The 18,399-nt window shown below is 43.1% G+C and carries 19 protein-coding genes and 1 other RNA gene; 13 read left to right on the top strand and 7 right to left on the bottom strand.

Annotation, left to right across the window (positions count from 1 at the left end; genetic code table 11):
• Nucleotides 1-31: 31 nt before the first annotated feature.
• On the top strand, nt 32-610 hold the full coding sequence (locus Xmir_RS07625; RefSeq protein ID WP_167385954.1) for a hypothetical protein: 579 nt from the start codon (nt 32-34) through the stop codon (nt 608-610).
• 715 nt (nt 611-1,325) lie between these two features.
• Here the strand turns inward: Xmir_RS07625 and ssrA are convergent.
• Both ssrA and smpB read right to left on the bottom strand, forming a co-directional pair.
• Nucleotides 1,326-1,689: a transfer-messenger RNA gene (ssrA, locus tag Xmir_RS07620) on the bottom strand.
• Nucleotides 1,690-1,741: 52 nt separating this feature from the next.
• Entirely contained in the window at nt 1,742-2,224 is a 483-nt protein-coding gene (gene smpB / locus Xmir_RS07615; protein ID WP_045960435.1) for an SsrA-binding protein SmpB, read from the bottom strand.
• Nucleotides 2,225-2,381: 157 nt separating this feature from the next.
• On the opposite strand from smpB, the gene Xmir_RS07610 reads away from it, so the two are divergent.
• Both Xmir_RS07610 and Xmir_RS07605 read left to right on the top strand, forming a co-directional pair.
• Nucleotides 2,382-2,816, top strand: a complete 435-nt coding sequence (locus Xmir_RS07610) for a type II toxin-antitoxin system RatA family toxin (protein WP_099113798.1) — start codon at nt 2,382-2,384, stop codon at nt 2,814-2,816.
• On the top strand, nt 2,809-3,102 hold the full coding sequence (locus Xmir_RS07605; protein WP_099113797.1) for an RnfH family protein: 294 nt from the start codon (nt 2,809-2,811) through the stop codon (nt 3,100-3,102). Before Xmir_RS07610 ends, Xmir_RS07605 begins: the two co-directional genes overlap by 8 nt.
• Before the next feature lie 66 nt (nt 3,103-3,168).
• Here Xmir_RS07605 and bamE read toward each other — a convergent pair whose 3' ends face one another.
• From bamE to nadK, 3 genes are all read right to left on the bottom strand, one after another.
• On the bottom strand, nt 3,169-3,513 hold the full coding sequence (gene bamE, locus Xmir_RS07600) for an outer membrane protein assembly factor BamE (RefSeq protein ID WP_099113796.1): 345 nt from the start codon (nt 3,511-3,513) through the stop codon (nt 3,169-3,171).
• A gap of 112 nt (nt 3,514-3,625) precedes the next feature.
• Entirely contained in the window at nt 3,626-5,299 is a 1,674-nt protein-coding gene (gene recN, locus Xmir_RS07595) for a DNA repair protein RecN (RefSeq protein WP_099113795.1), read from the bottom strand.
• Between the two features lie 116 nt (nt 5,300-5,415).
• Entirely contained in the window at nt 5,416-6,294 is an 879-nt protein-coding gene (gene nadK / locus Xmir_RS07590) for an NAD(+) kinase (protein WP_099113794.1), read from the bottom strand.
• A gap of 124 nt (nt 6,295-6,418) precedes the next feature.
• On the opposite strand from nadK, the gene grpE reads away from it, so the two are divergent.
• Nucleotides 6,419-7,000: a nucleotide exchange factor GrpE gene (gene grpE / locus Xmir_RS07585; protein WP_099113793.1), complete on the top strand. Its 582-nt coding sequence runs from the start codon at nt 6,419-6,421 to the stop codon at nt 6,998-7,000.
• 63 nt (nt 7,001-7,063) lie between these two features.
• Here the strand turns inward: grpE and ung are convergent, their stop codons facing one another.
• Nucleotides 7,064-7,744, bottom strand: coding sequence for a uracil-DNA glycosylase (gene ung, locus Xmir_RS07580; protein ID WP_099113792.1), 681 nt, complete (start codon nt 7,742-7,744; stop codon nt 7,064-7,066).
• Nucleotides 7,745-8,098: 354 nt separating this feature from the next.
• Between ung and grcA the strand changes: the two genes are divergently transcribed.
• Both grcA and Xmir_RS07570 read left to right on the top strand, forming a co-directional pair.
• Complete coding sequence (gene grcA, locus Xmir_RS07575; RefSeq protein ID WP_047962917.1) at nt 8,099-8,482, top strand: autonomous glycyl radical cofactor GrcA; 384 nt, start codon at nt 8,099-8,101, stop codon at nt 8,480-8,482.
• 272 nt (nt 8,483-8,754) lie between these two features.
• A complete protein-coding gene (locus tag Xmir_RS07570; RefSeq protein ID WP_099113791.1) occupies nt 8,755-9,891 on the top strand; it encodes a Tle-like phospholipase domain-containing protein in 1,137 nt (378 codons plus the stop codon).
• Nucleotides 9,892-9,979: 88 nt separating this feature from the next.
• Here Xmir_RS07570 and srmB read toward each other — a convergent pair whose 3' ends face one another.
• Nucleotides 9,980-11,320 carry an ATP-dependent RNA helicase SrmB gene (gene srmB / locus Xmir_RS07565; protein WP_099113790.1) on the bottom strand — a complete coding sequence of 447 codons (1,341 nt, stop codon included), beginning with the start codon at nt 11,318-11,320 and terminating at the stop codon, nt 9,980-9,982.
• Nucleotides 11,321-11,462: 142 nt separating this feature from the next.
• Between srmB and Xmir_RS07560 the strand changes: the two genes are divergently transcribed.
• The 7 genes from Xmir_RS07560 (at nt 11,463) to lepB (ending at nt 18,301) form a co-directional block, all read left to right on the top strand.
• Complete coding sequence (locus Xmir_RS07560) at nt 11,463-12,263, top strand: tRNA1(Val) (adenine(37)-N6)-methyltransferase (protein WP_099113789.1); 801 nt, start codon at nt 11,463-11,465, stop codon at nt 12,261-12,263.
• 365 nt (nt 12,264-12,628) lie between these two features.
• Complete coding sequence (gene rpoE, locus Xmir_RS07555) at nt 12,629-13,204, top strand: RNA polymerase sigma factor RpoE (RefSeq protein ID WP_099113788.1); 576 nt, start codon at nt 12,629-12,631, stop codon at nt 13,202-13,204.
• Between the two features lie 31 nt (nt 13,205-13,235).
• A complete protein-coding gene (gene rseA / locus Xmir_RS07550) occupies nt 13,236-13,877 on the top strand; it encodes an anti-sigma-E factor RseA (RefSeq protein ID WP_099113787.1) in 642 nt (213 codons plus the stop codon).
• Nucleotides 13,877-14,836: a sigma-E factor regulatory protein RseB gene (gene rseB / locus Xmir_RS07545; RefSeq protein ID WP_099113786.1), complete on the top strand. Its 960-nt coding sequence runs from the start codon at nt 13,877-13,879 to the stop codon at nt 14,834-14,836. Before rseA ends, rseB begins: the two co-directional genes overlap by 1 nt.
• A complete protein-coding gene (gene rseC, locus Xmir_RS07540; RefSeq protein ID WP_099113785.1) occupies nt 14,836-15,300 on the top strand; it encodes a SoxR-reducing system protein RseC in 465 nt (154 codons plus the stop codon). Before rseB ends, rseC begins: the two co-directional genes overlap by 1 nt.
• A gap of 212 nt (nt 15,301-15,512) precedes the next feature.
• Entirely contained in the window at nt 15,513-17,309 is a 1,797-nt protein-coding gene (gene lepA, locus Xmir_RS07535; protein WP_099113784.1) for a translation elongation factor 4, read from the top strand.
• Nucleotides 17,310-17,329: 20 nt separating this feature from the next.
• Nucleotides 17,330-18,301: a signal peptidase I gene (gene lepB / locus Xmir_RS07530; protein ID WP_099113783.1), complete on the top strand. Its 972-nt coding sequence runs from the start codon at nt 17,330-17,332 to the stop codon at nt 18,299-18,301.
• Nucleotides 18,302-18,399: the final 98 nt, after the last annotated feature.

Raw genomic sequence — 18,399 nt, 5'->3', positions numbered from 1 at the left:
CTCCTGAGTTCTGAGAGGAGGAGGTATCAATATGAGACTAATCAGTGTATATCCAGACTCATATGTATTTGAAGAGCCACACAGGAAGGTACAAGGAAAAAATCGATTGACGATAGCCTGCCATGGAGGGAGCGTGAGGATGCCCGGAACTATCCGTATAAATGATCAACGCTATAATCCGAGCCAACTCGCTGAATGTATTGGTCAGTGGACGAGTATTCCAGATTTGTACAATGTCCGTCTTATTTCTTGCTATTCAGCAAATCCGAGTTCTGAAGGATATAGACAATGGGAAAGAACAAAGCCCAGTGATCCCCTACAGCATCTTTGGTCAACTTCTTTTGCATCACAGTTATCAGCTTTTTTACCCAGTATTTTTGTGAGGGCATATTCAGGACGTATTGCTTCAACATGTGGAAATAGAGTTATTTTTGCTATTCGTAACAGACAAGAAAAGGATTATGTTGAAGATCTTTTACGCAGGAAATTTAAAATAGTTAAAAATAATGATAAACACCATTATCATTGTATAGTGTTTTTAAACGGAGAGGCTGTAAAGCAAACCACAGATGGACGTGATTTTAAATGGTTGTATGGTGAGGACTGGTGATGGATTGTTTTTCGCATTAAAATTAGGATCTTCCATCTTCACAGCCCTGTGATTTTCCTAATCTCCGGTTCTCTGGCAGAGTTGCGTAAAATCAACCAGTTAGCTAAAGGTGAGATATCTCACTTTTAACTTGCTGCTTATTTCTGCGCAAAATCCTCTACGTGGTCAAAGTAACGGCCTCAGAAGAATCAATGAGTTAACCAACTGTTGCGGAAATCACTATAGTTGCTGCAAGGTGGGATATCCCATCTTGGGTATGGAGGAAATCACACACCTTTGCTTTTGTATATGCGGGATTATCCCGTATGCAATTTTGGCAAAAGTCCACCCGATCATCAAATATCATCAAAAAATTTGAATAATTAAAAATACTGTTTATGTGTACAGAGATACATTAATCCAGAAAAAAATTTTATCAGTGAGTTTTTCGAATAAAATTATGGTGACCGTTCTTCGATATACATATTGGTGGGAACGAACCGAGGGGTAAATCGGATCTGAAAGGGGTCAAAAGAAGTGTGTATTTTGTTACACCTCATTACACTTTGTTACAAATAGAAACACCTCAGAGGGGGAATTCTGAGGTGCTTAGAAAAAAAGAGCCGCGTATCTTTTGCGTATCTTTTTAAGTCCTTTTACTGTCATGACAGTGACCTATCAACTTTTCTAACTGACTGTTTTTCAAGTTGTTGTCCTGACACTGTCCTATCAAATTTGGTGGAGCTGGCGGGAGTTGAACCCGCGTCCGAAATTCCTACATCCTCGGTACTACATGCTTAGTCTGGTCTTTACATTCGCTTGCCAGCTGCGGACAGACACGCCACTAACAAACTAGCCTGATTGGATTTAACGCTTCAACCCCAGGCAAGGCATCCACGCGATCTCTTTTGGGTTTGACCTCTCTTGATCCCCGTCCTAAGAGCGGAGGCTAGGGAGAGAGGGCTCTGCGCAGGTTATTAAGCTGCCAGTGCGTAGTTTTCGTCGTTTGCGACTATTGTTTTGCGGCTTTTTACGAGGCCAACCGCCCCTCGGCATGCACCTTGGGTTTCGCGAATCCCGTCGAATCCAGAATCAGCCCCAAAAGTGTGTTAAACGCAAGTATATCAGAATATTGAGCGAGAATGCCAGTAATTAACGCCCTGAATTCTTCATAATTCGCGCTTTGTCTAATTTCCACTCACGCTCTTTAATGTCTGAACGTTTATCGTGCGCTTTTTTACCTTTTGCAACACCAATTTTGATTTTGCACCAAGCATTTTTCCAATACATGGAAAGCGCGACGATGGTATAACCTTCGCGATTGATTCGACCATATAATGAATCAAGTTCACGTTTGTTAAGTAGTAGTTTGCGTGACCGTGTCGGATCACAAACTACATGGGAAGAAGCAACATTCAGTGGTGTTATTGTGGCACCAAAAAGATAAGCATCGCCATCTTTGAGCAAAACGTAACTCTCACTAATGTTAGCCTTGCCAGCGCGCAGTGATTTGACTTCCCAACCTTGTAGGGATAAGCCTGCTTCGAACTCTTCTTCGATGAAGTATTCGTGGCGGGCTCGCTTATTCATGGCAATTGTTGCCGAACCGGGTTTGTGTGCTTTTTTCTTTGTCATAATGCGTTGTATTATACTGTATGCGTTAGTGAAAGAAATCTCTTCTGTATGATATTTAGCGATGAGTGCATATTTATTGTTCTAAATGTCATCAGGTTTTTATTTAATCACATTTAAGTGGTATTATTCAGCGCTGTTACGTTTTACAGGAAATGATATGCCTCAGATTAGTCGCTCTGCGCTAGTGCCTTACAGCGTGGAACAAATGTATAAATTGGTCAATGATGTGACTTCTTATCCGGATTTTTTACCGGGGTGTGTGGGTAGCCGTGTAATAAGCAGCAGTAATAATGAAATGACGGCTTCGGTTGAGGTCTCTAAGGCAGGGATCAGTAAGACGTTTGTAACGCGTAATACGTTATTCGATAATGAAAGTATTAAAATGCAGCTTGTTGATGGACCTTTCCGTAAGTTGATGGGAGGGTGGCATTTTACTCCGCTGAGTGAGGATGCTTGTAAGGTTGAGTTGCACCTCGATTTTGAATTTACCAATAAGTTGATTGAATTAGCCTTTGGTAAGGTATTCAAGGAATTAGCTGGTAATATGGTTCAGGCTTTTACCCAACGCGCACGTGAGGTTTATAGTGTCTGAGATCAATATCGAAGTCGTTTATGCTCTGCCTGAACGGCAATATCTATGTAATGTGAAAGTACCGCAGGGAGCAACGGTTGAACAAGCGATTGTTGCATCTGGTCTTTTGACATTACGTAATGATATCGATTTGACTAAGAATAAAGTTGGCGTCTATAGCCGACCAGCCAAACTGACAGATACGCTGGAAGAGGGTGACCGTGTAGAGATTTATCGCCCTCTCATTGCTGATCCCAAAGAAATGCGGCGTAAACGAGCAGAACGCGCTAAAAATAATGCTCAATAATACCCGTCAAAAGTCTATTTATTCGCCAGCCCAATATAGTGCTGGCGAATAAATAAAGCCCACATCTTATTTATTTTCGGGCAGTGATTTTTCGTTCTTGATATCGGTCAGCACACCTTTGCTATCAAAGGTCAGTGTTAAGGTTTCCTGAGTGGCTTTTTCATGGCCCGGTTGCTGGCGGAAAATGTAATACCAAGTCTGGCTTCCAAACGGATCAGTTAGCATTGGGGTTCCCAAAGTGTAAGCGACTTGCTGCTGAGTCATCCCTTTCTGGATTTTTGATACCGCAGCCGGCGTCAGGTAATTCCCTTGATTAATATCAGGATGATAAACAATTCGCTCAAACGTAGAGCAACCCGCAGTCAGCATAACAAGTGATACAGTAGCGGCAGTCAATAATTTACAGCGCATAGTGATTACATTCCTTTAGGAGTTAAGCCGTCGATAATAATAAACATTGAAGAGATTGAAAACCTCTACGCGTTTACCTATGACTTCAATTATACAAAAAAGTTGTATTAATTTATGCCGCTAACAGCTCTTTTGCATTGGCCAGTGTATTTTTTGTCACTTCGCTCCCCGCCAAAAGCCGCGCCAGTTCTTGGAGCCGTGCTTTTTTATCCAATAGTTGCATTTGGGTTTCTGTCTCTTCTCCATCAGTCTGCTTGCTAACGTAAAAGTGTTGATGCCCACATCCTGCCACTTGTGGTAGATGGGTAACGCACATAACTTGGGTTGATTCTCCCAATTCACGTAGTAGACGACCGACGATTGTTGCCGTTGGGCCACTGATACCAACATCAACTTCGTCGAAGATAAGTGCAGGTGTTTCCATTTTTTTCGCGGTAATTACCTGAATAGCCAATGCAATACGGGATAGCTCACCACCCGATGCCACTTTTGCCAGTGATTGGTGAGGTTGGCCGGGGTTGGTTGTGACATTGAATTCAACTTTGCTGGCACCATCAATGTTTAAATGCTCCGGTTCAAAGGTGATATCAATCGTGAAACGACCATGAGGCATGGAAAGTTGGTGCATGCTACTTGTTATCAGATGGCTTAATTCTACAGCGTATTTCTGGCGAACCTGGTGCAGTTTTTCTGCTACGGTCAGAGCCTGCTGGTAGTGCAGGCTGACGAGTTCGCTCAGATGAGCACAATCATCTTCTTGTTGGGATAACTGATGCTGTTCTTCCAGCAATTGCTGATGCAGGGCAGGCAGCTCTTCCGGTGCAACGTGGTGTTTACGTGCCATGCTGATTTGCTGGGAAATTTTCTGTTCCAGCTCGAATAAACGGTTAGGATCCAGTTCCAATTGATCACTGTAATGACGCAATTCATCACTGACTTCATTGATTTGGATAGCAGCTTCTTCCAGCATATTAAGTAAATTACTGAGCTTGTGATCCATGCCCGCAAGTTCTGTAAGTTCACTTCGTGCATAGCTGAGAAGGCTGACAATGTTTTGCTCATCATTATCGCTTAAGATCTGGAGAATGTTCTGGCTGACTGACAGGAATTGCCCACAGTTTGCCAGCCGTTTATATTCGCTGTCTTGTTCTTGATAATCCCCTTGTTGTGGTGACAGTTCGTTCAGTTCTTTCAGATGGTACTCCAGCAATTGCTGGCGTGACCGGCGCTCAAGGGCTTGTTGTTGAAATTGTGAGAGAGCCTGACAACTTTGTCGCCATTGTTGGTACGCCTGTTTCATTTCATGCTGGAGACCAAAGTCGCCCGTATAGATATCCAGTAAACGTCTTTGATGACGGTTTTCTAACAGTAGTTGATGAGCATGTTGCCCGTGAATTTGAATCAGATGTGAACCTAATTCACGTAACTGGGAAAGTGGCACGGCAGTACCGTTGATGAAACCACGAGAGCGCCCATCCGCAGTAATCGTGCGACGCAGCAGGCACTCATTATTGTCATCAAAACTTTCATCAAGCTGATGGTCTTCGAGCCACTTACGTGCAGAAGGGGCATCTGTCAGTGAAAAACGGGCACAAAGATCGGTACGGGGAGCACCGGAGCGAACCATATTGGCTTCGCCACGATTGCCAAGACATAAACCCAAGGCATCGATCGCGATGGATTTACCGGCGCCGGTTTCTCCTGTAATTGCCGTCATTCCTGAGCGGAAATCAATTTCAAGTTCGCGAACGATGGCAAAATTACTGATGGTCAACTGAGTCAGCATTGTGCTCCTCCTAGTGCTTACTGTGTATAAAAACACGTTCCTGTGCATAAAAACATGTCTGTGCTTACATACAGTATAAACTGGTCTTTTATACAGTAAAGTAGGGAGCTATGTTTTTAGAACATTTTTTTTGACCATCCCAGTTTTGTGCTCAGCGTATTGAAGTAGTTGTAATCTTTCGGGTGAATTAAATGCAGATTATATTCGCTGCGTTTGATAATGACTTCTTCACCGTCTTGGATAGGCAGAACGATTTGGCTGTCACAGCTTACTTCGTAATCATTACTGTTTTGAGAAAATTTCAATCGAATACTACTTTCGCTGCTGATCACAAGAGGGCGTGCTGAAAGTGTGTGCGGAAACATTGGCACCAGTACGATGGCATTTAAGTTTGATGTTAATATTGGCCCACCGGCAGATAAAGAGTAGGCGGTGGAACCTGTAGGGGTTGCTATGATTAAGCCATCTGAACGTTGGGAGAAGGCAAAACGCTCATCAATATAAACTTCGAACTCAATCATATGGGCAACTTTACCTGGATGTAATACCACTTCGTTCAGGGCTGTGCTGCGCCGGGCCTTTTGTCCTTTTTTCGTGACTTGGGCTTCAAGGAGAAAACGTTTTTCGTCCCGATACTCGCCGTTCAAAACTTCAGAAAGCTGTTGTAAAGCATTATCGGGATCTAAATCAGTCAGAAAACCTAAATTACCCCGATTGATACCAATGACTTTGATATCATAGCGTGATAGCACTCTGGCAGCACCAAGCATGTTGCCATCTCCACCGACAACAATCACCAGATCGGCAATTTTGCCGATTTCTGTCAACCCTCCGGTTTGAGCACCCTTTAAGCCAATATCTTTTGCAACCTGCCTGTCCACAATAACGCAATAACCTTTAGATACTAGCCAATGGTAAAGCATTTCATGGGTGGCCAGTGCTTCAGGATGACGTGGACGACCGACAATACCGATGCATTTGAATTCATTATTCATTGCTGTTATTTCCTTCAGCATATGGTTTTGCCCTCACAATATGATGTGTTCCCTTGAATCCCGCGTATTGATCCCCATAATAAGCTGGAATGGCGAAGATAATACAAAATACGCGGAGATATTCATGAGTAGTAAAGACCAAAAAGTACCTGACGAGCAAGTCTCAGAAAATACAGAAAATGTATTAGAGGAACAAATTAGTACAGCACAGGCAGACGCGCCAGAGACTGAAAATGTTGTTGACCCGCGTGTTGCCGAGCTGGAAGAACAGTTGAAACAGGCTCAGGTTAACGAACGTGATGCTATGCTGCGTGCTCGTGCTGAAGTGGAAAATATTCGCCGCCGTACCGAGCAGGATGTAGAAAAAGCACATAAGTTCGCATTGGAAAAATTTGCTAATGAACTCCTGCCTGTAATCGACAATCTGGAACGTGCGTTAGATGTTGCTGATCGTGCCAATGAATCATTGCAACCTATGATTGAAGGTATTGAACTGACGCTGAAATCTTTTATTGATGCAGTGGGTAAATTTGGTATTGAAGTTGTTGGTGACACTAATGTGCCTTTCAATCCTGAAGTACATCAGGCGATGACCATGATGGAATCTGAACAGCATGAACCGAATCACGTTATGTTGGTGATGCAGAAAGGTTATACCTTGAATGGTCGTTTACTGCGCCCTGCAATGGTTGCAGTTTCTAAATAAATTACGGTATTCCGTGATGTAATGCCGCCATCCAGAGGCGGCATTTTTGTAGGCAGAGCGCGATTATTGAGGTAATTGGGGTGTCCAATCGATTGGGGACAACCCTTGTGTTTCCAGCAAATTATTGGCTTGTGAAAAATGTCTGCAACCTAAAAAACCGCGATGTGCTGACAAGGGTGAAGGATGGGGTGCTTTCAGCACATGATGGCGTTGAGTATTAATAAAACGGCCTTTTTTCTGGGCATGAGAACCCCAAAGCAGGAAAACAACCCCGCTACGATGTTCGTTAATTGCCGCAATGACTTTATCGGTGAAAGTTTCCCATCCCAAATTTGCATGGGAATGTGCGTTGCCGCGCTCAACAGTCAACACGGTATTGAGTAATAACACGCCTTGTTTTGCCCAACTGATCAAGCAACCGTGATTAGGGCGAGTAAATCCCGCAATATCCGATTCGAGCTCTTTGTACATATTGACAAGAGAAGGTGGCGCCGGAATACCGGGTTGTACTGAGAAAGCCAGTCCGTGGGCTTGATTCGGGCCATGATAAGGATCTTGTCCCAAAATTACCACTTTTACATCAGCCAATTCGGTATAGCGAAATGCGTTGAAAACATCCTGCTGCGGTGGATAAATGGTTTTTCCAGCCTGACGTTCGTTGGCAACATAAGCCAATGTATCAACGAAATAAGGCTGTTTCTTTTCATTGCCGATGACATCGTGCCATGTGAGAGGTGCGGACATAACCAATCCCTTTATATGATTATCAGATGGACTTAAGCTTACCGATTCCCTTGGCATAGGGAAACCCTAGGATTCTAATCCAAGTTTAATTTATAGAATGAAAATCTGTTTTTATAAATTATTTTGAAAATTTATAAAAATAATTTCATGTAATTTATATAAAAAAGATATTTAAAAACAATTGATTATGACTTTTATGATAATAACCTTATAAAATTAATTGATTTCAATCAAAGAATCTTCTCATTTGTATTGGTATACAGGAAATCAAGAATGATGGTTGATTAAGCGCCTATCCGATTAGGCTCTAAGTAATGGTTTGACTAAATAACCAAGATGATGTTGGAGGTATAAATGATTACGGGGATTCAAATTACCCAATCTGACAACGCTGCATTGATGAATTCTTTTTGGCTGTTGGATGATGAAAAAAATGAAGCACGTTGTATCTGCGCTAAAGCGGATTACGATGAAGGCCAGATTGTTGCCAAAGATGAATTGGGGCAATTTGAATATCGAGAAATTCCGCTGGAAGTGAAACCGACTGTGCGTGTAGAAGGGGGCCAGCATCTGAATGTGAATGTTCTTCGTCGTGAAACACTGGAAGATGCGGTGAAGCATCCTGAAAAATACCCTCAACTCACTATTCGTGTTTCTGGTTATGCAGTGCGTTTTAATTCACTGACTCCAGAACAGCAGCGTGATGTTATTGCCCGTACTTTTACAGAAAGTCTGTGATTTTTTGCTAAATTCAAGGCAGCTAAGGCTGCCTGATTATTTATAATTGACCACTTCCACCCGCTCTTCAATTATGCAAAACCTATCCGGCGAGTTATTTCTGCGCGTAAAATCATTTTTTTTATCTGACTTTGTAATTTTATTTCTTTTATTCATTACAAACAAAATTGTTAATCAAAGATTAAATTCGTTATAAAGACGTTAATTATCCTGCCGATAGAGAGTTTGGAGTTTTGATTACCTCTAATCTGAACAATCTGTAGGAGAATTTTATGACTTTATCAGTAAATACCAGTTTGTTAAGTGAACTAGGGAGCTATTCATTAGAAGGAAATTCTCTGCAACTTCAATCTAATTCTCCAGCTGAATCATTACCAGATAAAGCTGAGCGCATTTCTGCATCACCCATTTCGCTGTCAGAAAATACCAAGCAATCTAATGCACTTTATCAATCATTGATCAACGATATCAGTGCTCGTGTGATGGGATCGCCCATATTGACAGCCAATGATATTGCAGGAAAGCAGTCTAAGTTTATTGACTATAACCTGACATTAGTTACCCGTGATGTTTACCGTGAGCAAAGTTTAGGGATCCCTGGTTTTGAACGCTTGTCTGATGATGATTTATCACAAGCAGGCATTGATCCTGATACGTTGAATGATTATTCAACAGGATTTCAAGCAGGGGTATACAAACATCAGGGGCTATATATTGTTTCTTTCACGGGCTCGAACGAGTTGAAAGATTTCATGGTAAGTATTCGCCAGGGGCTTGGCTACAATGAAAAACAATATAATCAGGCGGTGGAATTAGCGCACAAGTCATTAAAGGTATTTGGTGAAAATATCATTTTCACGGGGCATTCTTTAGGGGGCGGATTGGCAACAGTGGCTGCACTGGCAACAGGAAAACCCGCGGTTATTTATAATGCTGCTGGTGTTTCAGACCCCACGTTGAAACGTATGGGGGTATCGCCTGAAGTTGCTCGTGAATTGGCCGACAGTGGTTTGATACGCCATTACTCTGTTCAATACGATTGGTTGGGGGATTTGCAAAAAGCATTGCCGGTTCCTCAACCTATGGGTAATACAATAGAACTTAAATATGAATTAGGAAGTATATGGGATTCCATTCTGCCTCATCGATATGGGTTGCATTCATTTAAAGCACACTTTTTGGAGGCTGTATTGGAATTAATGACGGAACAGAAGCCTTGGCTGAATAATGGCGATGCCATGTTGGCGTCAACTGATGCGACAGATGAAGGGATGTTTGCATTGAACATGCCTTCTTTACAAATGCCTTCTTTGCACGCATTGGCGATGACCATGGATGAACCTGCAATTCGAGAACAATTTGAGGAAGCTTATCAGCAAATGACATCACAAAGAAGTGGCTTAAATTAAGTGATGTAATGCTTGAATAATGCTCAAATGATGTAAGTAGAGAGGCGAAGTCAATTCATATTCAATGACTTCGCCTGTATTGAGATAATTAATCGTTGCCAGACTCAATTACTTCTGGTCTGGGTTTACCAGAAGAGGCGCGGCGTTTACCGATGTTTTTGCTGTCACGATGACGAACTTTGACTCGTTTTTTCTTCGTGTCTTCTGACTTTTTCTTCTCTTTGCGTTTTTCCAACACTTTTTTAGAAGGTTTATAACTCTTTTTCTCACTTGGCGCTTTGGTTTGCGGGCGAAGCTCATCGACAACCCGTATTTTCAAAGGCTCTTGAAGATAACGGCTAATTTTACCCAGCAGAGGATGATCGTGAGATTCAACCAGAGCAATGGCAGTCCCTTTGCGGCCGGCACGGGCTGTACGGCCAATCCGATGCAGGTAAACATCCGCAGTGCGAGGTAAATCAAAGTTAAAGACGTGGCTGACGTTTTCAATATCTAATCCACGGGAAGCGACGTCTGTTGCAACCAGAACCTTGACTTTGCCATCATTCAGTCGTTTCACGGCATCTGTGCGCTTGGCCTGTACCATTTCACCTTCAAGGAAACAGGCTTGAATTCCCGCCTGACTCAGCCAGTCAACCAGTTCACGTACACGTTCACGTTTGCGTACGAAAACAATGGATTTTGTAACATCAGGCTGTTGAAGAAGATTGCATAACAGGGCTGTCTTATGCTCTAACGTATCAGCACGATAATAAAATTGCTGGATTTTCTTGCGCTCGCGGCGAGAAGGTTCTGCGTCAATCTCAACAGGATCAGTTAACAGACGTTCGGCAAAATCACGAATGGATTCGCCTTCCAGTGTGGCGGAAAATAACAGTGTTTGTTTACGCCAGCGGGTTTCACCGGCAATGGTTTCCACATCATTGGCAAATCCCATATCCAGCATGCGATCAGCTTCATCAAGGATCAACGTTTCCACAGCACGGCAGTCGAAGTTTTCTTCTTTGATATATTGCAGCAGACGTCCTGTCGTTGCGACAACAATATCCTGATTCTCACTGAATACTTCTGCGTGATTCATATAGGCAACGCCACCAGTGATTGTGGCGATATCTAAATGAGTGTGAGCCGCTAATTCTTTTGCTTGTTCTGCAACTTGCATTGCCAGTTCACGGGTTGGAGTCAAAATCAGGATACGCGGTGGCCCGGATTTTTTACGGGGAAAATCGAGTAAATGCTGTAATGCTGGCAACAGGTAAGCGGCGGTTTTACCTGTACCGGTTGGGGCTGAGCCAAGGACATCCCGCCCATCCATGGCAGCAGGAATGGCTGCCGCTTGAATTGCTGTCGGGCGTTCGTAGCCTTTATCATTCAGTGCATCAAGCAGGGATTCATCAAGTTGGAATTCAGAAAAGTTTGTCGCAGTCATCATATACCTCTGTTTGGGCCGCCGATTATAAACAGGTTGGGCACATTCTTCATCCTATAAAAACATCCATAAGCAGGTTGCTTTTATCCGCGAGTCATAAGATTTATGCTATGAGAAACTTTTATTTCAGCAGATATAACTCATGGCATCGATAGATAAACCCGTTTTTCGCCGCGGTGGTTTTACATTTAAACAGTTTTTTGTTGGGCATGATAAGTGTGCGATGAAAGTCGGAACGGATGGTGTGCTGTTGGGAGCCTGGGCACCAGTATATAACAAGAAAAGGTGTCTGGATATTGGGTGTGGCAGTGGTCTGATTGCATTGATGTTAGCTCAGCGCACAGGAGAGCAGACTGTGATTGATGCGGTAGAACTGGACACTTCTGCTGCAATGCAGGCGATTGACAATATACAACAATCGCCGTGGTTTTCCCGTATTACGGTACATCAGCAGGATATCCATGACTTTGTGCGGCAGCATAGGGAACAAAATGGGTTACAGGAGCGTGGATTGCCACAAGAACACGGTTTGCAGCAAGACAGCACCCAATATGATTTAATTGTCAGTAATCCTCCCTATTTTGAACCTTCCATTGCATGTCGAAATGAAGCTCGCAATCAGGCTCGTTATACGGAGTCATTGACACATTCGGGGTTATTGGCATGTGTACGGGAATTGATAGCACCTACAGGGCTGTTTTGCGTGGTTTTGCCTTATGATATTGGTGAACAATTTGAAAAGATGGCAGTAGGGTTAGGATGGTTTACTCATTTTCGTGTCAACATTCGTGACAGACGGGATAAGCCGTTGCATCGCCTGTTACTGGGATTATCCCTGCATGAACAGCAAAATCAGGTAAGTGAATTAACGATCCGAGCCTTGGATGGCGCGTATTCAGATGAATTTCGTCAGTTAGTAACAGATTTTTATATTTATTATTGATAAGGTTAGCAATATTGGAGTAATGAGACCGATTAAAGCAATATTTCCTTTTCTCGCATTAAAATCACGTGTCCTGTGAAATAGAGACTATGATTTGTACTATATGCACTTAAGTATGATGCAATTAATATGCCTAGATTTCTGGTCGCTATGTAGTGATAAGATAAAACTATAAATAAAAATATCAACGAGATAAAAGAAGTGAGATATGAAATGACAGGTGGTTGTAATATAAAATTACGGCCAAAGTTGAACTTCACAGTAAATTGATACTCAAAGTCATGCTTGTTCGGGAAAGCAGGACATCATATTGGTTTAAATTGGTACAAACATGTGGAGTTTTACCTCAGGAGAGTGAACCTCGGATGAGCGAGCAGTTAACGGATCAAATGCTGATTGAACGGGTCCAGAAAGGTGATCAAAAAGCATTTAATTTGCTGGTGATAAGATATCAGCACAAAGTAGCGAGCCTGATTGCTCGTTACGTACCTCAAAGTGACGTTCCTGATGTTGCTCAAGAGGTTTTTATTAAGACTTATCGGGCGCTTTCTTCTTTCCGGGGCGATAGTGCTTTTTATACTTGGCTGTACCGTATAGCTGTTAACACGGCTAAAAATTATTTGGTTGCTCAGGGGCGTCGTCCTCCATCCAATGATTTGGATGCTAACGATGCAGAAAATTATGATGCGTCAAGTTCATTGAAAGAAATTTCGAACCCTGAGAACTTAATGTTGTCTGAAGAGTTAAAGGAAGTGGTTTTCCGTACTATTGAATCGCTTCCGGAAGATTTGCGGGTAGCGATTACGTTGAGGGAGTTGGAAGGGTTGAGCTATGAAGAAATAGCCGACATCATGGAATGTCCCGTAGGCACTGTACGTTCACGAATTTTCCGGGCAAGGGAAGCCATTGATAATAAAGTTCAACCACTAATCCAACAGTAGTGGGACAAAACAATTTTAAAGGTACTTTGGCATGCAAAGAGAGAAACTTTCCGCTTTAATGGATGGAGAAGCTCTTGATAGTGAAGTCGTTCATTTGGTTTCTGAAGATGCAGCCATGCAGAAGCAATGGGAAAGATACCATCTTGTCCGTGATGTCATGCGTGGCGACGTGGGGGATGTATTACATTTGGATATCGCGAGTCAAGTGGCACTGGCGCTTGAGAAAGAGCCCGTCCAGATTAATCCAGCGGCTGTTCTAGAATCTCAGCCAGAGCCTGAAACATGGGGCAGAATGCCATTCTGGAGAAAAATTCGTCCATGGGCGAGCCAGATTACACAAGTTGGTATTGCTGCATGTGTATCTTTGACTGTGATTATTGGCGTTCAGCAATATAATAGCAGCAGTAGTGTTGACGCAGATATTCAATCTGATACGCCAGTTTTCAATACATTGCCTGTGATGGGGTCAGCCTCCCCTGTAGGTTTGGCGACTCCTGTTGATGATGAAGCCTTCGGTGGTGACCTGAGCATGCAAGTTCGGGAAAGTAATAAGCGTATTGATGCGATGTTGCAGCAATATGAACTGACCAGACGCATCCATTCTGAAAAAAATTACGGTGTTACTCAGATTAATCAGCCTATTGGAGCACAACAACAATCACAGCAACAGTAATGAAACGTATTTGGGTTTTCATTTTTTTATTGGCGGTTAGCCTGTTGAATCCTCTCAAAGCCTCGGCGCAGCAAAGCAGCACCGAGGCTTTGTTGCAGGATATGAATAATGCCGTACAAACGCTGAATTATGAACTTGGCTTTATCAACATAGGCCAGCAATTCCTGATTCCGTTGCGTTATCGTCATGCCATTATTGACGGTAAGCCCATTGCGCAAATCATACAAATGGATGGTTCCCGCCGGGAAATCATCCAGCGTGGTGACCAAATCAGCTATTATGAGCCAGGTCTGGATTCATTCAGCTTATATGGCAACCATATTGTTGATTATCTTCCACCGATCATCTTTGCCGATTTTACGCAATTACAAAAGTTCTATCGTTTTATTGATTCCGGCAGTACGCATGTTGGTGACAATCCAGTGAGATTTGTTCGCATCATATCGAAAGATGAATCCCGTTATAGCTATAACCTTCTGATTGATGAGAGAAATCACCTTCCTTTGCTGATTGATTTGCTGGATAAGGATAATATAACCGTAATTGAACAATTTCGGGTTGTGTCATCAACCGTGAATGACTACATTAAAAACGAGCTGAGTGCGATTACTGATCTGAAATTACCGCCGATGTTGCTCATTCCGCCTTCCGAAAAATTGAAGTTCAATTGGCGAGTTGGAAAAATACCCGAAGGCTTCAATGAAATTTCCCGTACCAGCCGTAAACTGTCAGAAACAGAATGGTTGGAATCCATCATGTATGGTGATGGATTGTTTAATTTTTCCGTAAATGTTGTGACTGCAAACAAAAAGGCCGTTGGGGAACAACCATTTCGACAAGGCAGGAGAACGGTTTATACTTTGGCCCGCGGTAAAAATAGCATTACCGTTATTGGGGAGCTGCCTTTCACGACCGCTGAGCGGATTGCGGCAAGCGTGACATTTACAGAGGAAAACTGATGATTAAAGAGTGGGCGACAGTTGTCCGTTGGCAAAAAGGCCGCGCATTGTTGCGCTATGGCTCATCTTCAGGTTGTGGTAGTTGTCAGTCCAGAACGGGCTGTGGTTCTTATTTATTGGAAAAAATAGGGCCGGAAAATATTCATCAGTTGGAGCTGGAAATCTCTCAGCCACTTCAGCCGGGGCAGAAAGTTGAAGTGGGCATTCCTGAAAGTAGTTTGTTGCGTTCAGCAATGTTAGTTTATTTAACGCCATTACTGGGGTTATTTTTGGGAGGGGCGCTTTTCCAGTTTTGGACGAACGACCAGTTATGGATATGTTTAGGGGGAATCGGGGGAGGATTTGCCGGTTTCTTCATTGCCCGCAAGATTGCTGCGTATTGGGATAATCTGCAAGCGTACCAGCCTGTTGTGTTACAAATTGGTCTGCCTCCCGATACGATTAAGGTTCTACAGCAAGAATAATCTGTTTTACCATGTGAGCTTCAACTTTTTTATCATACCGGAAATCACAAGGTCATACTGAAAACCACAGGCATGACTAGGTTTTCACAGGTTTGGCATGTAGAATACGGCTCCTCAAGGCCAGTGGCCGAACCAATAAACTGTCGCTTTATGTCCATCAGTGTGTCCATAGGCGAATGATTCAGAAATATTAAGGCAAAAAAGATTTAATAATGAAGCAAATACGAAATTTCTCCATTATCGCCCACATTGACCACGGTAAGTCCACTCTATCTGACCGGATTATTCAAATCTGTGGGGGGCTGTCAGATCGTGAGATGGCAGCACAAGTACTGGATTCAATGGATCTTGAACGTGAGCGTGGTATCACTATCAAGGCGCAAAGTGTAACGCTTGATTACAAGGCAAATGACGGGCAAGTTTATCAATTAAACTTTATCGATACGCCCGGACATGTTGACTTCTCTTATGAAGTTTCCCGTTCTCTGGCTGCTTGTGAAGGTGCTTTGCTGGTGGTTGATGCGGGTCAGGGTGTTGAAGCTCAGACCTTGGCTAACTGTTATACCGCCATCGAAATGGATCTGGAAGTGGTTCCGGTTCTGAACAAAATTGACCTCCCGGCCGCGGAGCCAGAGCGTGTTGCAGATGAAATTGAAGACATCGTTGGCATTGATGCAACGGACGCTGTTCGTTGTTCTGCAAAAACGGGGGTCGGAGTACAGGATGTTATTGAACGTCTGGTGAAAGAAATTCCGGCACCGGAAGGCGATCCTGATGCTCCATTGCAGGCTCTGATTATTGACTCATGGTTTGACAATTACCTTGGCGTTGTTTCACTTGTCCGTATTAAAAACGGTACATTGCGTAAGGGTGATAAAGTTAAGGTAATGAGTACAGGTCAGGTATATAACGCCGACCGTCTGGGTATTTTCACGCCGAAGCGTATCGATCGTGACGTGCTGAATTGTGGGGAAGTGGGCTGGCTGGTTTGCGCTATCAAAGATATTTTGGGAGCCCCGGTTGGTGATACGTTGACGACAGCACGTCACCCTGCGGAAAAAGCACTTCCAGGTTTTAAAAAGGTTAAACCGCAAGTCTATGCGGGACTATTCCCTATAAGTTCCGATGATTATGAAGCATTCCGTGATGCGTTGGGTAAATTGAGCTTAAATGACGCTTCATTATTCTATGAACCAGAAAGCTCTACTGCATTGGGCTTCGGTTTCCGTTGTGGTTTCCTTGGCTTGCTGCATATGGAAATCATTCAGGAACGTTTGGAACGTGAATATGATCTCGATTTAATTACGACTGCACCAACAGTTGTTTATGAAGTTGAGACAAATAGCGGTGATATTATTTATGTCGATAGTCCATCTAAGTTGCCAGCCTTAAATAATATTAATGAACTGCGTGAACCGATCGCAGAATGTCACATGTTGTTGCCGAAAGAATACCTTGGCAACGTCATTACACTCTGTATAGAAAAACGTGGTGTACAGACTAATATGGTTTATCACGGTAACCAGGTTGCACTGACTTACGAAATCCCAATGGCTGAAGTTGTCCTGGACTTCTTTGACCGTTTGAAATCAACATCTCGTGGTTATGCATCTTTGGATTATAATTTTATCCGTTTCCAGAATTCTGACATGGTGCGTGTGGATGTTTTGATTAATGGTGAACGTGTTGATGCGCTGGCATTGATTACTCACCGTGACAACTCGCAGTATCGTGGCCGTGAGTTAGTGGAAAAAATGAAAGAACTGATCCCACGTCAGCAATTTGACATTGCAATTCAGGCTGCCATAGGCGCTCACATTATTGCGCGTTCTACTGTCAAACAGTTACGTAAAAACGTACTGGCAAAATGTTATGGCGGTGACGTCAGCCGGAAGAAAAAACTATTGCAGAAGCAAAAAGAAGGTAAAAAACGCATGAAGCAGGTCGGAAATGTTGAACTGCCACAGGAAGCCTTCTTAGCAATTCTGCATGTTGGAAAAGATAATTAACGAGGTCGTAAGGAGTTTAAATGGCTAACACTTTTGCCTTGATCTTAACGCTAGCAACGTTAATCACCGGTATTTTTTGGTGTATAGATCGGTTTAAATTAGCTCCTGAACGCAAGAAAAAACTTGCTCTCATTCAGGAACAGGCGGCAGGTACAGAAGCTCAGGAATCTTTGGCTAAGGAAATTAATAAACCTTCATGGGTTGATACATTTGCATCTGTCTTTCCGGTGTTAGCCATTGTTTTGGTGCTGCGTTCTTTTGTGTATGAACCTTTTCAAATCCCTTCTGGTTCAATGATGCCAACATTGTTGATCGGGGATTTCATTCTGGTTGAAAAATTTGCCTATGGTCTGAAAGATCCGATTACACAAACAACCTTGATTAAAACGGGTGAGCCTAAGCGTGGAGATATCGCTGTTTTTAAATATCCAGTTAATCCAAGCATTGATTTTGTGAAACGAATCGTTGGCTTACCCGGAGATCGGATTGTTTACGATTATGTCAAAAAAGAGCTTCAGGTTTATCCGGGTTGTGGTTGGAATGCTGTATGCAAGGGAACTTTACCTGTCACTTACCGGGACGTGTTTCCAAGTGAATGGACTATCAAAGAAGATGTAACCCCTGAAGGGGTCCGTGTAAGTGGTGTTTATCAAGTACCACTTGATGAAGTATTGGGGCCATATACACTCCGCCAAGGGGAACGGATTGAAAGCTTAGGTAATGTGTCACACCATATTTTGACCATTCCTCCGGCGCAGTCTATACCTCATTATCGCCAGGCAGGTTTGCCACCTGGTGTTTGGATTGTTCCTGAAGGCCAATATTTCGCGATGGGTGATAACCGTGACAATAGCGCAGACAGCCGGGAGTGGGGATTCGTACCGGAGAAAAATCTGGTAGGCCGTGCAACCGCCATCTGGATGAGTTTTGAAAAACAGGAAGGTGAGTGGCCTACGGGTGTACGTTTGAACCGAATTGGTGGAATTCACTAATATTTATATATTAGCGCAGCATTAATTTATCTCACAGTGTAGAATATTCTTTCAAACGAGATGACTGGTTCCTTATGATGATGGACATCTTAGGGAGC

The organism is Xenorhabdus miraniensis (assembly GCF_002632615.1).
This window is presented reverse-complemented; position numbering and strand designations above follow the sequence as displayed.

Bases quoted from the DNA above. Each gene is read 5' to 3' on its own strand.
- Xmir_RS07625 (WP_167385954.1), top strand. From the start codon at position 32: ATGAGACTAATCAGTGTATATCCAGACTCATATGTATTTGAAGAGCCA.
- smpB (WP_045960435.1), bottom strand. From the start codon at position 2,224: ATGACAAAGAAAAAAGCACACAAACCCGGTTCGGCAACAATTGCCATG.
- Xmir_RS07610 (WP_099113798.1), top strand. From the start codon at position 2,382: ATGCCTCAGATTAGTCGCTCTGCGCTAGTGCCTTACAGCGTGGAACAA.
- bamE (WP_099113796.1), bottom strand. From the start codon at position 3,513: ATGCGCTGTAAATTATTGACTGCCGCTACTGTATCACTTGTTATGCTG.
- recN (WP_099113795.1), bottom strand. From the start codon at position 5,299: ATGCTGACTCAGTTGACCATCAGTAATTTTGCCATCGTTCGCGAACTT.
- nadK (WP_099113794.1), bottom strand. From the start codon at position 6,294: ATGAATAATGAATTCAAATGCATCGGTATTGTCGGTCGTCCACGTCAT.
- grpE (WP_099113793.1), top strand. From the start codon at position 6,419: ATGAGTAGTAAAGACCAAAAAGTACCTGACGAGCAAGTCTCAGAAAAT.
- ung (WP_099113792.1), bottom strand. From the start codon at position 7,744: ATGTCCGCACCTCTCACATGGCACGATGTCATCGGCAATGAAAAGAAA.
- grcA (WP_047962917.1), top strand. From the start codon at position 8,099: ATGATTACGGGGATTCAAATTACCCAATCTGACAACGCTGCATTGATG.
- Xmir_RS07570 (WP_099113791.1), top strand. From the start codon at position 8,755: ATGACTTTATCAGTAAATACCAGTTTGTTAAGTGAACTAGGGAGCTAT.
- srmB (WP_099113790.1), bottom strand. From the start codon at position 11,320: ATGACTGCGACAAACTTTTCTGAATTCCAACTTGATGAATCCCTGCTT.
- Xmir_RS07560 (WP_099113789.1), top strand. From the start codon at position 11,463: ATGGCATCGATAGATAAACCCGTTTTTCGCCGCGGTGGTTTTACATTT.
- rpoE (WP_099113788.1), top strand. From the start codon at position 12,629: ATGAGCGAGCAGTTAACGGATCAAATGCTGATTGAACGGGTCCAGAAA.
- rseA (WP_099113787.1), top strand. From the start codon at position 13,236: ATGCAAAGAGAGAAACTTTCCGCTTTAATGGATGGAGAAGCTCTTGAT.
- rseB (WP_099113786.1), top strand. From the start codon at position 13,877: ATGAAACGTATTTGGGTTTTCATTTTTTTATTGGCGGTTAGCCTGTTG.
- rseC (WP_099113785.1), top strand. From the start codon at position 14,836: ATGATTAAAGAGTGGGCGACAGTTGTCCGTTGGCAAAAAGGCCGCGCA.
- lepA (WP_099113784.1), top strand. From the start codon at position 15,513: ATGAAGCAAATACGAAATTTCTCCATTATCGCCCACATTGACCACGGT.
- lepB (WP_099113783.1), top strand. From the start codon at position 17,330: ATGGCTAACACTTTTGCCTTGATCTTAACGCTAGCAACGTTAATCACC.